This window comes from Hymenobacter sp. YIM 151500-1 (genome assembly GCF_025979885.1).
Classification (GTDB): Bacteria; Bacteroidota; Bacteroidia; order Cytophagales; family Hymenobacteraceae; genus Hymenobacter.
In genome coordinates, this window is the sequence record NZ_CP110139.1 from 4,580,616 (window position 1) to 4,598,991 (window position 18,376).

The 18,376-nt window shown below is 64.5% G+C and carries 9 protein-coding genes; 3 read left to right on the plus strand and 6 right to left on the minus strand.

What is annotated here, in order from left to right; genetic code table 11:
• Positions 1 to 156: 156 nt before the first annotated feature.
• Complete coding sequence (locus tag OIS53_RS19070) at positions 157 to 1,194, minus strand: ComEA family DNA-binding protein (protein ID WP_264680170.1); 1,038 nt, start codon at positions 1,192 to 1,194, stop codon at positions 157 to 159.
• A gap of 767 nt (positions 1,195 to 1,961) precedes the next feature.
• On the opposite strand from OIS53_RS19070, the gene OIS53_RS19075 reads away from it, so the two are divergent.
• The gene (locus OIS53_RS19075) at positions 1,962 to 2,549 is read left to right on the plus strand and encodes a DinB family protein (RefSeq protein ID WP_264680171.1); all 588 of its coding nucleotides are present in this window, start codon (positions 1,962 to 1,964) and stop codon (positions 2,547 to 2,549) included.
• A 71-nt stretch (positions 2,550 to 2,620) separates the two neighbouring features.
• Here the strand turns inward: OIS53_RS19075 and OIS53_RS19080 are convergent, their stop codons facing one another.
• On the minus strand, positions 2,621 to 3,334 hold the full coding sequence (locus OIS53_RS19080) for a porin family protein (protein ID WP_264680172.1): 714 nt from the start codon (positions 3,332 to 3,334) through the stop codon (positions 2,621 to 2,623).
• 166 nt (positions 3,335 to 3,500) lie between these two features.
• On the opposite strand from OIS53_RS19080, the gene OIS53_RS19085 reads away from it, so the two are divergent.
• Both OIS53_RS19085 and OIS53_RS19090 read left to right on the plus strand, forming a co-directional pair.
• Positions 3,501 to 9,806: an alpha-2-macroglobulin family protein gene (locus OIS53_RS19085; RefSeq protein WP_264680173.1), complete on the plus strand. Its 6,306-nt coding sequence runs from the start codon at positions 3,501 to 3,503 to the stop codon at positions 9,804 to 9,806.
• Between the two features lie 312 nt (positions 9,807 to 10,118).
• The gene (locus OIS53_RS19090) at positions 10,119 to 10,604 is read left to right on the plus strand and encodes a hypothetical protein (RefSeq protein WP_264680174.1); all 486 of its coding nucleotides are present in this window, start codon (positions 10,119 to 10,121) and stop codon (positions 10,602 to 10,604) included.
• Positions 10,605 to 10,881: 277 nt separating this feature from the next.
• Here the strand turns inward: OIS53_RS19090 and OIS53_RS19095 are convergent, their stop codons facing one another.
• The 4 genes from OIS53_RS19095 to OIS53_RS19110 all read right to left on the minus strand — a co-directional run bounded on the left by OIS53_RS19095 (position 10,882) and on the right by OIS53_RS19110 (position 18,248).
• Positions 10,882 to 11,250 carry a DoxX family protein gene (locus tag OIS53_RS19095; protein WP_264680175.1) on the minus strand — a complete coding sequence of 123 codons (369 nt, stop codon included), beginning with the start codon at positions 11,248 to 11,250 and terminating at the stop codon, positions 10,882 to 10,884.
• Between the two features lie 367 nt (positions 11,251 to 11,617).
• Positions 11,618 to 11,944: a 2Fe-2S iron-sulfur cluster-binding protein gene (locus tag OIS53_RS19100; RefSeq protein ID WP_264680176.1), complete on the minus strand. Its 327-nt coding sequence runs from the start codon at positions 11,942 to 11,944 to the stop codon at positions 11,618 to 11,620.
• Between the two features lie 99 nt (positions 11,945 to 12,043).
• Positions 12,044 to 13,060, minus strand: coding sequence for an NAD(P)/FAD-dependent oxidoreductase (locus OIS53_RS19105; RefSeq protein WP_264680177.1), 1,017 nt, complete (start codon positions 13,058 to 13,060; stop codon positions 12,044 to 12,046).
• A gap of 265 nt (positions 13,061 to 13,325) precedes the next feature.
• Entirely contained in the window at positions 13,326 to 18,248 is a 4,923-nt protein-coding gene (locus tag OIS53_RS19110) for a glycosyl hydrolase (RefSeq protein ID WP_264680178.1), read from the minus strand.
• Positions 18,249 to 18,376: the final 128 nt, after the last annotated feature.

Here is an 18,376-nt window from a genome sequence, read left to right on the forward strand (position 1 = left end):
CAGCTAAACCAAGCCGAAACGCCGGGCCAGCGGGTTGGCAGTCGTCAGCATACGGTATTGGGGCGCGGGCGGCTGTGCTGCTACCAACAAGCCGCTGGCAGCAGTCTGCAACGCCATCGGCTCGGCCTAGCTTTATAGAAGCTACTGAGCCGGCTACTATAGCTGCAAATACGGCCGCAGCTTATCGAGCGTAGTCTGATCCAGAATCCGAATCTGGCGCAGGTCCTCGGGCTGGCGGAAGGGGCCGTGCTGCTGGCGGTAGGCCACCAGCACCCGGGCCAGGCGCTTGCCCACGTACGGATGGGCCTGGAGCACATCGAACGGCGCATTGTTTACGTCGATGCGGGCCGGCGCAAACCCCGCGGCCACAAACGTGTACTTGCGCAGGCTGTCCACCAGGTCGGGTGCGTCGCGCAGGGCGTACATCTCCTGGAGCTGCTCCTCGGCCCAGAAGCCGCCCAGCCGCTGCCGGTACTCTACCACCCGGCGCGCATACCCCCGCCCAATCCCCCGAATCTGCATGAGCTGGGTGGTGTCGGCCAGGTTCAGGTCGAAAGCGGCCAGGTGAGTAGGCTTACGGGGGAAGCGTGCCGCCGCAGCCATGCCGGGGTGGTCGGCCGGGCGCGAGGTGGGCAGCGAGCGGTCAGTGGCACCGTAGGCACGCCCGGAGCGCGGAGGCAGCTGGTCGGGCAGTTGCAGGTAGGGCGCCAGGCGGGCGTACACCGAGTCGGGTAGGCCATAAATGCGCCGAATTTGCTCTTTGGCCCGGAACCCGCCGCTGGCTTCACGGTAGCGCACTAGGTTGCGGGCCGCGTAGCGGGGCACGCCCCGCGCTTGCCAGTCGGCTTCGGTCAGCTGGTTAGGGTCGAAGGGAGCCAGGGCTACTTGTGGCACCGTGGGAGCCTCGTAGCGGCGTGGGCTCCGCTTCAGGAAGGAGCGGGGCTGACGCTGGGCCGCCAGCTCGGCCGCCCACCCCTCCAGAAGCTGAGCGTCGGGAGCGGGGTTGTAGGTGGGCGCGGCCGGGCGCAGCAGCTCCGGCAGCACCAACCACAGCAGAATAAGCAGCAGCAAGCCCACAAACCCCGACGTTTCGCGGCGCGAGAAGCCGAAGTAGCGCCGCACCGCCCGCCGCCACCGCGAGGAAGAGGAGCGGGGCGCCGGAGCCAAACGGGGAGGACGCGAAACAGAAGCCACGGGAATACAGGATAGATGAAACAAGCAATACAGGTGGTAAAGTAGAGCTTGCCTGCGGATAATACAAAATTGGGCTAGCAAGCTGACGGCTGAGACAGTCACCCAAACCATCCTTATCCGTCTTGCGCCATCTAACGTCCGCGCAGCCACACGAAGGTCGCCGCAGGCAAACATCTATCCCGCTGGCTACCTGAGAAGCTGTTCACCCTTACTCCAATGAGGCCTAGTAGCTGTGCAGACGTATTATCCTGTGTCTCGTCGTTGCACGACTCCGTTTAGGATGGCGCGGCCGAAAAGGCGCGAACCGCAGGCAGGCGTAGCCAAGGGTCGCGTCGCTACAGCAGCTAGGCCTCACTGGAAGAAGCGCAAACAGCTTCTTATCGTGAAGACAAAGCTGGCCGCCGCAGTCGGGGCCGAACATGCGGGTGTACACGGGCTGGCGGTTTTCCTTCGGAATCAGAAAGAAAAACGTTTGGGTGAAGTCATCTTCGCCCCAGCTTTTGTCGGCCTAGGCTCCCAACTTGCCTACAAAGACACTGTTTTCGTCCGGGTTGGGCACTCACTGCCTGCGCCGGGGCGCGGGGAAGTCAGTAGTAAAAGCCCAGCCAGCGCCAGCGCGCGGAGCAACGTACGGAACATGCCCCAGGCTAGCGTGCCACGCGCCACGCCGCCAACTCCCGCCCGGCTGTAAGGCTGAGCCATTGCCGAAACCGCCCCCGTGGCGTATCATTACAGCAGATTCCGTTTCTGTTTCGTTTGCCACCGCTATGCCTGCCACCGCCACCCGCACCACCGATTTCCTGGACACTCTGGCCGCCGAGCTGCGCCAGGTGCAGGACGTTACCAGCCGCCGCTTCCGTCCCCTCACCGACGACCAGCTCAACCGCGGGCCGGGCCCCGGCAAGTGGAGCGTGGGCCAGTGCCTGGAGCACCTCAACATCGTGGGCGGCCTGTATTTGCCGGTGATGAGCCGCAAAATCAAAACGGCGCGGGAGCGGGGCTCCCGCCCGGCCGAGCTGGTAAAGCACGGCTTTATCGGGCAGAAGATGACCGAGGCCATGCGCGTGCCCAGCAGCCAGAAGGCGCTCAAGTCGCCCCAGCAGTACGCGCCCAGCGGCTCCCGCCTGCCTCGCACGGTAGTGGAAGTGTTCAGCCGCCAGCTCGACGAGCTGGGCAACCTGATGGAGCAGGCCCGTCACATCAACGCCAACGCCGTGCGCATTCCCAACCCCATTATTCCCCTGCTGCTGCCTCGCCTCACCGACGCCCTGGAGCTGGTAGTGGAGCACATCAAGCGCCACGTAGCTCAGGCCGAGCGGGTGCTGGACGGGCAGGGAGTGGAGGTGAGGGGGTAGAATTGAAATATAGAAGTAAAAAGCCCTTGCTGAATGTCAGCAAGGGCTTTTTTCTGATGCCTGAGTGGAGGTTACTTGGCGCCGAAGAAGTAGGTCAGATTTAATTGTAGGTTGCGGTTGAACACTTTATTCTTCGGCTCCCGGTTGTCACGGTCGTTAGGCAGCAGGTTACTCAGGCCCAGGCCGTAGCCGAGTTGCACCTGAATGGGGCCGGTTTTGTAGCCCACGCCAAAGGTGGCTCCGGCATCGAGGCGGCGGTAGTACGATTTCGTGTTATCGGTGCCCTCTTGCTTGACGAATTCTACCTCCTCGTCGCGCTTGAAGCTAAGGGAATTGTTGCCGGAGGTAGTTTTGCCTTCCACCTCATTTTTGCCGCTGAGGCCCAACCCCACATACGGACCCGCAAAAACCTGCAAGCCTTCCGTCTCGCCACTGGTGTACACAACGTTCAGCGGAATTTCCAGGTAGTTGAGACGGTGCTTTTCTTGGTAGGTTTCAGTGCTGTTGTTGTCAGAATCTTCCAGATCAACGCGGTATCCTTTCTGGCTGTAGAGCACTGCTGGCTGGAAGGCCAACTTGCCAAAACCAACGTTTGCAGCCACGCCAATCTGCGCGCCTAGACGCATCTGCCCGTTAGGAACTGCCAAGCTTTCGGTGCGGTAGCCGAAATCGGCGAAATTGGCTCCTATCCGCGGGCCGAAGCTGATCTGGGCTTGTGCGAGGGACGATACGCCGGTAATCAGGGCCAATCCTAACAAGGAGGAAAACAGTTTTTGGGTCTGCATACAGAAGTTATGGACGAAGAATAACACCGGGCTGCCCGGCGGCACGAAGGTAGCTGAGCCGTGGGAACCGGCCAAGGAACAGAAAAATCAGCGGGGGCGTGTGGAATAAATGGAGTTGGGGCATCTGGATTTTACCAACTTGCCCACGCTCATTCGTTGCTGCTCCATGCGCCTCTTCCTCCTCAGCCTACTCGCCCTGCTGATGCTGCTTACGCCCGGCTCGTCCCAAACCACCCCGCCCGGCCCGGCCGGCGGCAGCCCCGCCGCCTGGAAAAAGATTGACCAGCTGCTGGCCAAAGACCAGACAACCTCGGCCGCCAAGCTGCTGGAGCCCCTGTACCAGCAGGCCCGCCGCCAGCAAAACACGCCCGAGTACCTGCGCGCTTTGCTCTACAAGCTGCGCATTCTGGAGCAAAAGGAAGAGGAAGCCGACTACCAGGCCATTGCCCTGCTGGAAGCCGACCTGCGGACGGCCCGGTTTCCGGCCCGGCCCATCCTGCACAGCCTGCTGGCCCAGCTCTACGCCGCCTACTACCAGGAGCACCGCTACCAGCTGCTGGACCGCACCACCCAGGCTGTCCCCAACCCAGCCGACGCCAGCGCCGCCGACCTGCGCACCTGGGACGCCGCCCGCCTGGGCAGCGCCGTGGTGCGCCACTACCGCGCCTCTCTGGCCGAGCAGCCCCAGCGCCTGCAACGGCTGCCACTCCGGGAGCTGGGCTACGCCGTCCGGGGCGGTGATGCCGAAGGCCGCGCCCTGCGGCCCACGCTCTACGACCTGCTGGCCCACCGCGCCGTGGACGGCCTCCAGAACGACGAATACTACGTTACGCGCCCCGCCGCGCAGTTTGAGCTGACCGACCCCGCCCTGCTGGGTCCGGCCGCCGACTTTGCCCGCCTTCTGCTAACGGCTCCGCCCGCCGACTCGCTTAACGGGCAGTTTCAGGCCTTGCAGGTGTTGCAGCAGCTCACGCGGTTTCGGTTGCAGGACCAGGCTAACCCCGCTGCCCTGGCCGATGTGGAGTTGAAGCGCCTGCGCTTTGTGGCGGAGCACGCCGAGCTGGCCGATAAAGACGCCCTGTACCGCACTGCCCTGGCCCGCGCCGCCGAAACCTTCCGCAGCCTGCCCATCAGCACTGAGTTCATGGCGGCCCAGGCCGAGAGCCTAGCGGAAAGCCAGCCGGCCCAGGCCCGGAAGCTGGCCCAGGCCGCCGAAAAGGCCTTTCCGAAGTCGAGAGGAGCAGGACGGGCACGGGCCCTGCGCCAGCGCATTGAAGCCATGGAGCTGCGCTTTACCGTGGAAGACGTGGTGCTGCCCGGCCAGCCCTGGCTGCTGAAGCTGACCGTGCGCAACGCCCCCCAGCTCTACGCCCGCGCCTACCGCATCAGCCAGGCCCAGGTGCTGCGCCAGTTGGAGCGCCCCGACCTGTACGCCGGCAAAACCTTCTGGCAGCAATATGGCCGGGTGCTGACCCAGGCGCCAGCGGCCACCTGGACCCTGCCCGTGCCCGGCTCCCAGGACTACCGCAGCCACACCGTGCAGCACGCCGGCCCGGCCCTGCCGCTGGGGCACTACCTGCTCGTGCTCAGCACCGCTCCGGAAGTTCCCACGAAAGAGCAAGCAGGCCCAACAGCGGCCTATGCCCAGCTGAGCGTGAGCGAGCTAAGCCAGGTGCGGCGCGCGGCGGCCGGCAAGCAAGGCGGCACGCAGGTGCTGGTGCTGCACCGGCAGTCGGGTAAGGCGCTGGGCGGCGTGCAGGTGCGGCCCATGCTACACCAGTTCAACGCCCAGCGCAACCAGTGGGGCACCCAGCTCGGAGAGTCCGCCCAGACCTCGGCCGAAGGCCTGGCCCTGCTGCCCGCCGACGAGGCCGGCAACATCCAGGTGCGCCGCCAGACCCGCGGCGTGCTGCTGCGCCGCGGCCCCGACACGCTGCTGGTGCAGGAGTACTACGGCTACTACAACTCCCGCAATGCCGACGATGAGGCAGAAGAGCCTTCTGTTAAGACGTTTCTGTTCACCGACCGGGCCATCTACCGGCCGGGCCAGACCGTGTACTTCAAAGGCATCATGGCGGAGCGGGCCCCCGGCGGCAAAACGCGCGTGCTGGCCGGCCGGGAAGAAACCGTGGCCCTGCTCGACGTGAACGGCCAAACCGTGCAGGAAGCCACCTTCCGCACCAACGAATTCGGCTCCTTTCACGGCTCCTTTGTGCTGCCGGTGGGTTTGCTGAACGGCGAAATGCAGCTGCAAGCCCAGGAAGACGACGAAAGCAGCAGCGTCGGCTTTGCGGTGGAAGACTACAAGCGGCCCACGTTTCAGGTGACGCTGGCGCCGGTGGCGGGCACGCCGGTGCTGGGTCAGGCCGTAACGGTGCGCGGGCAGGCCACCGCCTACGCCGGCCAGCCCATCGACCGGGCCACGGTGCAGTACCGCGTGGTGCGGCGCACCCTGTGGCCCATGTTCGGCCGCCCCGTGGGAGGCGGCGACTTTGGCTTTCCCGGCAGGGGAGGAGACCAGGTGGAAATCCTGAATGGCACGGTTCAAACCGACTCGGCCGGGGGCTTTGCCGTTACGTTCGTGGCCAAAGGCGAGGCGCCCGGCGCCGGCAAGCGCGGACCTTGGGAGCCGGGCTACGTGTTTGAAATAACCGCCGACGTGACGGACGCGGCCGGCGAAACCCGCACCGGCGAGCAGCGCGTGAGCCTGGGTACCGAAGCCCTGACCCTGCGCCTGGACGTGCCCGAGCTGCTGAACCGCGCCCAGGTGCCGGCTCTGCGCCTGCTCAGCACCAATGCGGCCGGCGAGGCCCAGCCCGCCCGCGGCCAGCTGCGCCTCTACCGCCTAGCGCCGCCCGCCCGCGCCCTGCGCCCCCGCGCCTGGGAGCGGCCTGAGCGGGAAGCCCTGAGCCGGGAGGAGTTCAAGCGCCGATTCCCACTGGATGCCTACGCCCACGAGGACCAGGACAGCACTTGGGCCCGGACCCTGGTGCTGACCCTGGACTTCGACACCGAAAAAACGCCTTTGCTGCCCGAACTGGCTGCTTCCCTGGCCCGCGGGGCGCCCGGCCGCTACCTGCTGGAAGCCACGGCCGCCACCCCGGCGGGCAGCCCGCCGGCCCGCCTCGAGCAGCGGTTTACACTGTTCGACCCCGCCGCCAGCCGCCAGCCTGTGCCCACACCCGACTGGTTTGTGAGCCTGCAAGACAGCGTGGCGCCCGGCCAGCCCGCCCGCTTCTTGGTGGGCAGCTCGGAGGATGGGGCGCGGGTACTGTTTCAGGCCGAAGCCAAGGGCCAGCCCCTGCGCCAGGAGTGGCTCACGCTGCGGGCCGGTGAGCAGCGGGTGGTGGAAGTAGCTGCATCCGCCGCTGCCCTGGGTGAAACCCAGCTCTACGTGCACACAGCCCAGGTGCGCGACAACCGCCTCTACACGCACTCGGCAACCGTGCAGGTGGCCCCGCCGCCCGCTCCGCTGGCCCTGAGCATTGCCACCTTCCGCGACAAGCTCCAGCCCGGCCAGCGCGAAACCTGGCGCGTCACCATCCGGCAAGCCAACGGCCAGCCTGCCCCGGCCGAGCTGCTGGCCACGCTCTACGATAAGTCGTTGGACGCCTTCCGGATGCATGATTTTGCGGCCCCGGCGTTTTCCGAGCCCTATTCTCAGCCCACATTGGCCTGGCAGGGACGGTTTGGAACGGAAGACTCGAGAGGGCTGAGTAGTCCGAAAAGGGTAAAGGAAGAACGGCAAATGGTCGAGTACCCTGTGCTGAACCAGTGGGGGTATTGTGAGCCAATAGCAGATGGATTTGGCGCCGGTGGCGGGAGAAGAGTAATGCTAAGGGGCCTAGCAGTGGAAAGCGCCGCCGCTATGGCAGCTCCCGCCGCGCCAATGGCTATGGATGCAGCCGAGTCCCAGCAGCTCAGTGAGACAGTGGTGACGGGCTTGGGTATCGAGAAGAAGAAAGCAAACCCCACTGCCCAACCCGACCTTACCGGCGTGCAGGCTCGCCGGGACTTCCGCGAAACGGCGTTCTGGCTGCCCGCCCTGCGCACCAATGCCCAGGGCGAAACCGTGCTGGAGTTCCAGATGCCCGAGGCCGTAACGCGCTGGCAGCTGCTGGCCCTGGCCCACGACCCGCAGCTGCGCACCGGCCTGCTGCGCCGGGAGCTGGTGACGCAAAAAAGCCTGCAAGTAACGCCCAACGCCCCGCGCTTCTTCCGGGAGGGCGACCGGCTCACCTTCTCCGCCAAGCTCAGCAACCTCACCGCCCAGGCCCTCAGCGGCACGGCCCAGCTCTTCCTGCTCGATGCCCGCACCCAGCAGCCCCTCGACAGCCGCCTTCTGCAAAGCCCCGCTCAGCTGAGCTTCGCCCTCACCGGCAACCAAAGCCAGGCCCTGACCTGGGAGCTGACCATTCCCGAAACCGCCCAGGGCCAGGTGCCCCTGGAAGCCATAACCTACCGTGTCGTGGCCAAAGGCCAAGTAAAAATTGAGAATGAAGAAGTAAAAACCGACGGCCGGAAGCGCCGGGCCAAAGCCAAAAATCAAAAACCAGAAACCAACAACCAACCCCAAACCACTGTCGAGGACGGGGAGGAAAACACCCTGCCGGTGCTGCCCAACCGGTTGCTAGTGACGGAAAGCCTGCCCCTGCCCGTGGTGGGGCCGGCCACGCGGGAGTTTGAGCTGAAGAAGCTGACGAGCACCACCTCGCCCACCCGGCGCCACTACTCGCTCACGCTGGAAATGACGGCCAACCCGGCCTGGTACGCCGTGCAGGCCTTGCCCTACCTGATGGAGTACCCCTACGAGTGCTCCGAGCAGGTCTTCAGCCGCCTCTACGCCAACCTGGTAGCGGCCCGCATTCTACAGAGCACGCCCCAGCTGCGCACCACCCTGGCCGAGTGGCAGCGCGCCGCCCAGGCCGGCGACCCGGCAGCCCTCACCAGCAAGCTGGAGCAAAACCAGGACCTGAGAAACCTACTGCTCCAGGAAACGCCCTGGGTGCGCGACGCCCGCTCCGAAACCGAGCGGATGCGCCGCTTGGCCGAGCTGTTTGACGAGCCCCGCCTGCAAGCCGAAACGGCCCGAACCCTGACCAAGCTGCGCCAGATGCAGCTGCCCGACGGGGCCTTCCCCTGGTTTGAAGACATGCCCGCCGACCGGTACATCACCCAGCTTATCGTGGCGGGCCTAGGTAAGCTCCAGCGCCTGGGCGCCTTCGACGCTGCCCAGAACGAAGCGGCCCGCCAAGTGCTGACTGGCGCCGTGCGCTACCTCGACGGCCAGCTCCAGGCCGACTACGCCGCCCTGCGCCGCCAAAAAGGCGTGAACCTCAAGCAAGACCACCTCGCCGATTTGCAGATTCAGGCCCTGTATGCCCGCAGCTTCTGGCCGCGGCTGCCCGTGCTCAAGGAGGCCCAGCCGGCGCTGGCCTACTACCAGCAGCAGGCCGCCACCTACTGGCTGGGCCGCACCCGTTACCTTCAGGCGCAAGCCGCTCTGGCCCTGCACCGCCAGAAAACCCAGCCGGCGGCCGTAAACAACATCCTCACGGCCCTCACCGAAAACGCCCTGCACAGCCCCGAGCTGGGCATGTACTGGAAAGACGTGCGCCCCGGCTACTACTGGCGCGAGGCCCCCACCGAAACCCAGGCTACCCTTATCGAAGCCTTCAACGAAATCCGCCAGGACCAGAAGTCGGTGGATGAGATGAAGCTGTGGCTGCTCAAGCAAAAGCAGGTGCAGAACTGGGAAAGCACCCGCGCCACCGCCGACGCCTGCTACGCCCTGCTGCTGCGCGGCTCCAATTGGCTCCAGGCCACTCAGCCCCTGCGCATTACGGTGGGCGGGCAGCCGGTAACACCCACGGGCCAGCAGGCAGGCACCGGCTACTTCCGCACCAGCTGGCCCGCGGCCGAGGTGCAGCCCGCCCAGGGCCGCGTGACCGTGCAGAAGCCCGACGCAGGCGTGGCCTGGGGCGCCTTGTACTGGCAGTACTTTGAGCAGCTGGATAAGATAACATCCGCCGCCACCTCCTTGCAGCTGGAGCGCCAACTGTACCGGGAGCAGCGCACCACCGGCGGCCCCGTGCTGGAACGCCTCACCAGTACCCAGCCCCTGCGCGTGGGCGACGTGCTGGTGGTGCGCCTGGTACTGCGCTCCGACCGGGACCTGGAGTACGTGCACCTCAAAGACCAGCGCGCCGCCGGCCTGGAGCTGATCAGCCAGACTTCCGGCTACCGCTACCAAAGCGGCCTGGGCTACTACGAAAGCCCCCGCGACGCGGCCACCAACTTCTTCATCAGCTACTTCCCCAAAGGTACCCACACCTTCGAGTACCGCCTGCGAGCCGCCCAAGCCGGCGACTTCTCCGGCGGCCTCTCCCAGCTCCAATGCCTCTACGCCCCCGAATTCACTACCCACTCCGCCGGCCTGCGCTTGCAGGTAGCTCCGCTAAGCGGCAAATAAGGTAGCTAGATATGGTATGTTGACGTCACAATGGCACTGTCCTGCTGAGCGCAGTCGAAACGAAGGAAAGCGCAGTCGAAGCATCTCTCCCGCTTCGTTGAACAAGCATCAGGGAATTAGCCCGCGGTAGAGATGCTTCGGCAAGCGGACGCCAGATGAAGCATGACAGGTACCATCACGACGACGCAGTACAGATGCTGCGCCTTCGCTCAGCATGACAGTGCCACTACACCGTCAGCAGGACTAAGACGGCTCGGTCAATTTCAGACGCCGCGGAAAATGCTAGCTTTGCAACCCGTTTGTCTTTAAGGAATGAAGATGTTGAAACGCAAGCTACTCGTAGTGGCTGGAATGCTGCTCGGCAGCGTTCCGGTGCTGGCCCAGGGAGAGAAAAAACCGCAAGCAGCCGTAGTGGAGCCCACCGCTTTGCCCGGCGAAGAAAAACTATCGGCTAAAGAGCGGGCCGAGCGTGACTTCATTATGCCGGTGCGGCGCAAGCAAGCTGCCACGCTGCGGGCTGCTGCCGCCGAAGCCGCTGCCACCCAGCCCGCCGTAGAAGTAACCGCCCGCAACCTCGAAGCGGCCGAAGAAGACAAGCCCGCCGAAGCGGCCGAGGCCAAAGCAACTCCCGCCGCCCCGGCCCGGCGCAGCACCACGCACCGCCGCACTTCCACCTCAACCCGCCGGTCCAGCAGCCGCCGCAAGAGCACCAGCCACCGTTCGTCGTCGGCTAGAAAGAAAACGACGGCCAGGAAATCAACCGCCAAAAAGAAGACCACTACGCGCCGCCGTCGGTAAGCAGTCCAGAGAATCGCCCAGAGCACATGAGAACGTCCTGCTGAGCGCAGGCGCATCCGCAGTCGAACCGAAGGTCGCCGCAGGCAAGCAGCTCTACCGAGGGTAACCCCAATTGTGAGGACGAAGCGGGAGAGATGCTTCGGCAAGCGGACGCCAGATGAAGCAGGACGGTCTAGCGACTTCTTAGGCAGCTTCTAATGTCTATACCCCAAATACCGACCGAGCCTGCTCAGAAATCTGAGCAGGCTCGGTTGTTTTTCCGGAGGCGTGGTGTGGGCTACACTACCGTTGGCTGAGGGCGGCGTAGCAACAGCACCACCACCAGCAGCGCCAGCAGCACCAGGGCAGGGATTCCGCCGCCCAGGCCGCCCGGAATCTTGGTGATATGCATCACCACGGCGCCTATCATAATAATGATGAGCCCCAGGGCAGCGAGCCGCACAAAGCGCGGTATCAACAGCCCGATGCCGCCCAGCACCTCGGCTATGGCCACCACGTAGGCCAGCACGGCCGGCAGCCCAAGGCTACTGAACATGCCCACGGTGCCGGACAAGTCCATAAGTTTGCGGCCCCCGGAGGCAATAAGCGCTAAGCCAAGCAGCACTTGCAGAATCCAGGCAATGATGTTTCGGGTAGAAGGGGACATGAGCAGTGAAGAGTTAGATGTGAAAGAAAGCTGTACGAGGAAGAAGTGTAGAAAGGCGAAACGACGGTCCTACTCTATCTGGCGTCCGCGCAGCCGAACCGAAGGTCGCCGCAGGCAAGCATCTCTACCTCTGGATAATCAATGCTTCTACAACGAAGCGGTAGAGATGCTTCGACAAGCGGACGCCAGATAGAGCAGGACCGCTCTCTCAATACGAAATACGGGCAAGACCAGCAAGGCTAGCGGCTGAGGAAAGTTGAAGAAAAGCAACCGATAGTCCAAAGCATATAGTGAATATTGCCCATAAAAAAACCGCAGCCCGGAAGGCTGCGGTACAAAGCATCAGCTGCCGTTGGGGCCGACTGGCTTAGGCATCTTGCGGCATCAGGCGCACCACCAGCCCGTCAATGCGCGGGTTGATGCGAATCTGGCAGGAGAGGCGGCTGCCCTGGGTCATTACCGGCAGGCTTTCCAGCATGGCCAGCTCATCGTCGCCGGGCTCGGGCAGCTCGGGGCCGGCCAGCACCTCCACGTGGCAGGTGCCGCACAGGGCCATGCCCCCGCAGGTCGCCTGGATGTCGTAGCCATCGGCCTTCAGAATCTCCATCAGATTCAGGCCCATATCGGTAGGGGCCACTACCTCGCGCCGGTGGCCCGGCGCCTCTTCCACGTACACGCGTACTTCGTCGGTCATAGGTTTTAAATGAGTGAATGAGTGCATGAGTAAATGAGTGAATACAATGGGCGCCAGAACAGCAAACTCACTTATTCACTCATCCACTCATTCACTCATTTAGAGAGTGGGTACCCCGTTGACGGTGGTGTACTTGAGCACGTACTTTTTGTCGGGGTAGATGTATTTGTAGGCGCCCTGGCACATGAGGGCGGCCTCGTGGAAGCCGCACAAAATCAGCTTCAGCTTGCCGGGGTAGGTGTTGATGTCGCCGATGGCGTAGATGCCGGGCTCGGAGGTGGAGTAGTCCACGGTGTTCACCTTTACGGCGTCGTCCTCCAGCTCCAGGCCCCACTCGCCGATGGGTCCCAGCTTGGGCGTGAGGCCAAACAGCGGAATAAACGAGTCGGTGTGCACGGTGCGGGCGGCGCCGTCGTTGCCGGTGATGGTGACGGCTTCGAGCTGGCCGTTGCCGTGCACGTGGGTCACGTTGCTGCTCAGCACCAGGTTTACCCGGCCGGCGTCATGCAGGTGCTTCACTTTCTCGGCTGAGTCGGCGGCGCCGCGGAAGGTGGTGCCGCGGTGCACCAGAGTTACTTCGCGGGCCACGTCGGCCAGGAAGATGGTCCAGTCCAGGGCCGAGTCGCCGCCGCCGGCAATGACGAGGCGCTGGTTGCGGAAGGTTTCCGGGTCGCGCACCATGTAGTACACGCCGCGGCCATTCTCAAACTTGTCCAGCTCATCAATGGCCGGCTTGCGGGGCTCGAAGGAGCCCAGGCCGCCGGCAATGGCAATGGCACGGCAGTGGATTTCGGTGCCGTCGATGGTGGTCACCACAAAAGAGCCGTCCTCGAGCTTGGTGTAGCGCTCCACCCGCTCGCCCAGCGTGAAGGTGGGGTGGAAGGGCTCAATCTGGCGCATCAGGTTCTGCACCAGGTCGCCGGCCAGTACCTCCGGGAAGCCGGGAATGTCGTAGATGGGCTTCTTAGGATAGATTTCCGACAGCTGCCCGCCCACCTGGGGCAGGGCGTCTACTACGTGGCAGCGGAGCTTGAGCAGCCCCGCCTCAAATACCGCAAACAGCCCCACCGGGCCCGCCCCGATAATGCAGATATCGGTGGAAATGGAATTCGTCATGCAATAACAGCGAAAAACAAAGGAAATGGCCCCTCGGCCCGGTTGATAACAGCAAAAGCCGCCAAAACGTTGTTCGACAGCTCCAACTGCGGCCGGGGGCATTGGCGGCGCAAAGATAGGAACCCGGCGCGGAGCCCCGCATACGCCCAACCGGGCACGCAGCCGCCGCACCCCACCAAAATGCCCGACGACGAACTTCCGGAGTTCATCATCGGGCATTCTGGTATTCTATTAATCTACCGGGCGCGGAAACTTGCCGCCGCGCTTACTTCTTCAGCATCTGAATCCGCTCCACCCGCTGGCCGTCCGTCACGGTGAGGAGGTAGAGGCCGGCGGGCAGCTGGCGCACGTCGAGGGTGCCCTGGTGCAGGGTGGCGGTACGAATCCGGTTGCCGGCCGCGCTGCTCACCACCACGGAGGCGCCGTCCGCAAACCCGCCGAGGTAGAACACGTCTTCGGTGGGGTTGGGGAAGCCGGACCGGGCGGCGCTGCCGGGTGCGGTAGCCGGGCGGGCCGCGCTCAGCCGGAAGTCCAGCCAGTTGAAGTTGAAGCCGCCGCCGCTGATGGCCGCCCGCAGGGTGTGGCTACCGGCCGGCAGGGTTACGGTGGCCGAGGTAGTCGTCCAGTTCTGCCCGCCGCCGGTGGTGGGCACGGGCACGGTGCACAGCACCGCCGAGCCCAGTTTGAGCTGCACCTGAGCCCCGGCGCTCCAGCCCGCCACTCGGAACTGCACGGTGTAGGTGCCGGCCGTTTGCACGTTCACGGCGTAGTCGAGCCAGTCATTGGTATCAATATAGCCCACGTTCTGGCCCCCGCCCGCGTCGGCGGTGGGCTCGTTGGCAACGCCGCTCATGGCCGTGAAGCTTTCAGCTTCAATCCGGCCGGGAATGGGCTGACCGGTGCCACCCGTGATGGGGGGCGGATTGCTGCCGGCCAGGCCGGTGCCGAACACCTGGAATTCATAGAGCGAATAGCCATAGCCGCCGCTGCGGGTTTTGCCCCACAGGCGCACGTAGCGGCCGGTGGTTTCGGGGAAGGTCAGCACGTCCTGGCCGCCGTCGGCGCCGGCTACGGGTGCCACGGTGGTCCAGGGGCCGGTGGGGTCGTTGGCTACCTGCACGTCGTAGGCGGTGGCGTAGGCACCTTCCCAGAAAATAACCACCTTATTGAGGCGGTAGGCGTCCTGCAAGTCCACGTACAGCCACTGCGGGTCGGCGTATTTGCTGGCCCAGCGGGTGCTCAGGTTGCGGTCCACGGCAAACCGGCCGGCCACGCCGGGGTCGTCGTTTTCCTGGGACGACGTTTTCACGGGCTTGAAAGCCGCCAGGTTCACCTCCGCAAACGGCTTCACCGACACGTAGGCCGTGTCACTCACCGCGCCGTTTTTCCCAAAAATCATCCACTCGCCCACCTGGTTGGCCGTGAACAATCCTCCCGCGTTGATGGAGCCGCCACCCGATACGGACCACGTAATCGGTCCGGTAAAGGGCACGTCGAACTGGTTTTTGGCGACGTAGGTAAGCTGGCGCGACGTGCCGACGGCCATTTCCAGGCGGCTGGTGGCTTTGGAAAGCGGCTGGATATCAAGCTTCATCAGCTTTGAGGTTTCTTCCACTACCACCGTGGCCTGGCTGACCAGGTTGCCGGCCCTGGCCTGCACCGTGAACGAGGGCTGCAAGTACACCCCGCCGCCGTTGGGCGTGTACAGGCCCGTGGCGCTGATGCTGCCCTTGCCTACCACCTGCCAGGTGGGCGTTACGGCCAGCACCTTGCCGTACTGGTCGTAGCCGGTGGCGGTGAACTGCTGGGTTACGTTGTCTTTCATGACCACGGTGGCCGGCGAGACGAGCAGCGTCGCCAGCACTGGTGGGCCGCTGCGCTGGGGCGAGCCGTAGGCTTCCAGCTCGAACAGGGAGTAGCCCCAGGCCGTGCCGCGCTGGCGCAGGTTCAGCCGCAGGTACTGGCCGGTGCCCGTCACGGCCAGCTCCTCGCGGCCCCCGGTGCCGTTTTGCTGGGTGGGGGCCAGGGCCGTGAAGGTGGTGCCATCGGTGGAAATTTGCAGGTCGTAGGCCTTGCCGTAGGCGGCTTCCCAGTTCAGCACCACTTTTTCCAGGTCAAACACCCCGCCGAGGTTAATGGTGACCTGCTGGGCATCGGCCCAGGTGCTTTCCCAGCGCGTGTCGAGGCGGCCGTCGTTGAGGTTAGCCAGGGGGTTGCTGGTGCTCGATGTGGACGCCGTAGCCGGCTTGCCCAGGGCCAGGTTAGGCAGCGGATAGCTCACCGATACGGCCAGGCTGCCGCTCACGCTGCCCACGGCGGCCTTCAGGGTGAAGGGCCCGCCCGGCGTGGTGGGCGTAAACAGCCCCGCCGCCGACAGCGTGCCGCCTCCGGTGGTCGTCCAGGTCGGCGTTATGGCCAGGGAGTCGCCGTACTGGTCGGTGCCGCGGGCCGTGAGCTGGTAGCTTTGCCCGATTTCAGCCCGCTTCAGGGCCGGCGTTATGGCAATGGCCGCCAGCACTGGCGCCGGCCCCACGCGCACCTGGTACCGGGCCGACACCGCGCCCGAGGTAGCCGTTACTGTGTAGGTGCCGTTGGTGGCGCCGGCCGTGAACAGCCCGCTGGCGTTGATGCTGCCCCCACCCGACACCGACCACGTAATGGGAGCCGCCACGCGCACCTGGTACTGGTCGTAGCCCTGGGCCGTGAGCTGGAGGGTTTGGCCGGGCGGCACCGTTTTGGCCGGGGCCGTCAGCTTGATGGTGGTGAGCTTGGCGTCGAACTTATAGGCAATGAGCTGCCGGGGCGGGGCCGTGAACGAGGCGTACTTCGCGCCGTTCTTGTACACGTCCACGGTTTTTTCGGTGGTGGCGGGGTTGTACACTACCACGGTGGTGCGGTTGAGGCGGGCGTTGTAGTACACCGTGCTCGACGGCAGGTTGGTGTGCTGGTTCCACTGAATCTCGCCCAGGGTGCGGTGGGCGTGGGTGTACCAGTAGGTGAAGGCGTTGTTGTCTTTGGCGCGGGCCGCCGGGCGGTTGTTGGCCCACAGGTTGTCGAAGATGGCCGCCACGCTGTCGGGGTTGGAAATCTGGAAGTAGGCCATGGCCACGTTGCCGGTGCCGGCGTCGTTGCCCAGGTCGGTGTCCCAGCCGCCGCTGTGCTTGCTGTTCCACATGGTGTTCCAGTCCCAGGCCGCAAAGGGCACGTCCTCGTACAAGTGCTTGAGCAAGGGGCTCATGGGCAGCCACTGAATAGAGTGCATCCAGTACGGGTCGCCCGAAAAGTAGGTCCACCACCCGATGCCGTTGCTGGTCAGGTTGCTGTTGTAGGGCTTGCGGTAGGTGGTGTAGTCGTAGTTGCCCTGGCCGCCGTTAGCGGGCAGGCGGGAGCGGTCAAACCAGTACTCGCCCACGGCCTGCGCTTCCTGCACGTACCCGAAGATGCCCGCGTCGCGCATGGGCTTGTCGCCCAGCACCTCGCCCAGCAAGTACATGGCGCCCCAGGCCTGCATGCTCTCCGACGACGACTCCATGCCGTTGCCGTTGAAGTCGCCCAGCCCGCCGGAGTAGGAGTGGCCGGCCCAGGGGTCCATGCTCCGGAAGAACGGGAAACGCCGGTCGGCGCGGTTGTAGTTGGCGTAGTCGAGCACCAGCATCTTGGCCATGTCCTTGTACTTGGCCTTGAACTCCTCGTCGTACATAAACAGGATGGCCGCCGCGTACACGTGGTAGGCGTAGCAGAAGGCGTGGTCCTGCATGATGTCGATGCCGGGCAGGTCGTTGTCGCGGGTGCGGTGGCCCAGGAAGGAGCCCACGTTGGGGTAGAGGGAGAAGAAGTGGGCGTCTTCGCCGGGCGTGTACGTGAACCAGTCGGTCAGCACGTCCTTTACCCGCTTGTGCAGCACGGCGTAGGCTTCCTTGTTGCCGGTTTGGGCCGCCACCTGCATGTAGCGGGCGTAGTTGAGCACGTCTTTGCCGCCCCAGTAGGTGTCGGAGCGGTAGCCGGTCACCGACTTGTAGTTGTCAATCATTTCCTTCATCACCTCGGGCCGGTAGGGGTTGCGCACCCCGCTCAGCACCTCCGGCTCCGTGTAGTTGGGCACCAGCCCGTTGAAGGCGTAGCTGATGCTGAACCGGTTGCCCGTAGCGCACTTCAGCTTGCCGCGGGGCGTGGCGTATTCCAGCCCATTGAAGGCGAAGTCGCGGCTGGTTTTCTTGTAGCTGTGGGGCAGCCAGCCCTGAATCTGGTTGAGCTGGGAGCCGCCGCGCAGGTTTTCGTTTACCAGTTCCCAGGTAGCCGTCATCCGGGCCGCCGCCTCGTCGTAGGTCCAGCTCACCTTACTGTCGCGCGGAATGGTATAGGCGTAGGTGTTGAACAGCGCCAGGTCGGCGGCTTTGGTCAGGGTGCCCACCACCAGGTAGCCGGTGGCGCCGGGTAGGGTAGCCGTAATGGTTTTGCCGTCGAAGGTGAAGCGCGTATTCGGCGGGGCGAAGATGCCGTACTGGTCGCCCTTGGTCTGAATGCCGAAGTGGTCGGTGGTAACGGGAAACGTCAGCGGCGTGCCGTCGTCCTTGAAAAACGTGGCCGAGTCCACGCTGATGGTGGGCGTGACCTTGCTGGTTTCAATCCAGGTAAACGGCAGGCCGTGGCCGATGGTCACAGCAAACTGCCGGCTCGGGTCCGTGGCGTCCTGCATAATCCAGTCCAGGGTCCAGACGCCCCAGCGGCGGGCCAGGGCGCTCTGCGGGGCAAAATCCACGCCCCCGATGGTAAGCCGGCTGCGCGAGGTAAGCTTGGCCGTGCCGCCGTCGGGGGCCACCGTCCAGCGCTTCGGAAACTCCAGGTACAGGCCGTAGTCTTCGGCATTCACCATGCCGGGGTAGGCCCAGAGGTTGTCGGAATACTGGGTGGCTACCAGGCTGGTCCACCACTCGGTGGTGGGCACGGGGCGGGTGGTAGTGTCCACCATGTACCACTTGCGGTTCATCATCTGCTGCGACAAGTCACCCCAGGCGTCGGTGCCGGAGTAGTAAGGCTTGGCGGCTTCAAACAGCGGCGGATACTCGGCGTAGCTGCCGCCGCCCAGCGGAATTATTTTCTGGGCCCGCAGACCGGTAAGGCTGCCGAGCAGCAGCCCCAGCAGCAGCAGCGCCCGGCTCGGAAGCAGGCGGTAGAAGTTGGTTTTCATAGCAGGTGGTGGGTTAGAAAAGCGAGAACTATGGGGACAGCCCCTCCGGGATACAGCTGCAAGCTGTAATCTCCAAGCCTCAAGCTCTTCAATAAGACAAGCTTGCGGCTTGCAGCCTGAGGCTTGCA

Bases quoted from the DNA above. Each gene is read 5' to 3' on its own strand.
- OIS53_RS19110 (WP_264680178.1), bottom strand. From the start codon at position 18,248: ATGAAAACCAACTTCTACCGCCTGCTTCCGAGCCGGGCGCTGCTGCTG.
- OIS53_RS19095 (WP_264680175.1), bottom strand. From the start codon at position 11,250: ATGTCCCCTTCTACCCGAAACATCATTGCCTGGATTCTGCAAGTGCTG.
- OIS53_RS19080 (WP_264680172.1), bottom strand. From the start codon at position 3,334: ATGCAGACCCAAAAACTGTTTTCCTCCTTGTTAGGATTGGCCCTGATT.
- OIS53_RS19085 (WP_264680173.1), top strand. From the start codon at position 3,501: ATGCGCCTCTTCCTCCTCAGCCTACTCGCCCTGCTGATGCTGCTTACG.
- OIS53_RS19090 (WP_264680174.1), top strand. From the start codon at position 10,119: ATGAAGATGTTGAAACGCAAGCTACTCGTAGTGGCTGGAATGCTGCTC.
- OIS53_RS19100 (WP_264680176.1), bottom strand. From the start codon at position 11,944: ATGACCGACGAAGTACGCGTGTACGTGGAAGAGGCGCCGGGCCACCGG.
- OIS53_RS19105 (WP_264680177.1), bottom strand. From the start codon at position 13,060: ATGACGAATTCCATTTCCACCGATATCTGCATTATCGGGGCGGGCCCG.
- OIS53_RS19075 (WP_264680171.1), top strand. From the start codon at position 1,962: ATGCCTGCCACCGCCACCCGCACCACCGATTTCCTGGACACTCTGGCC.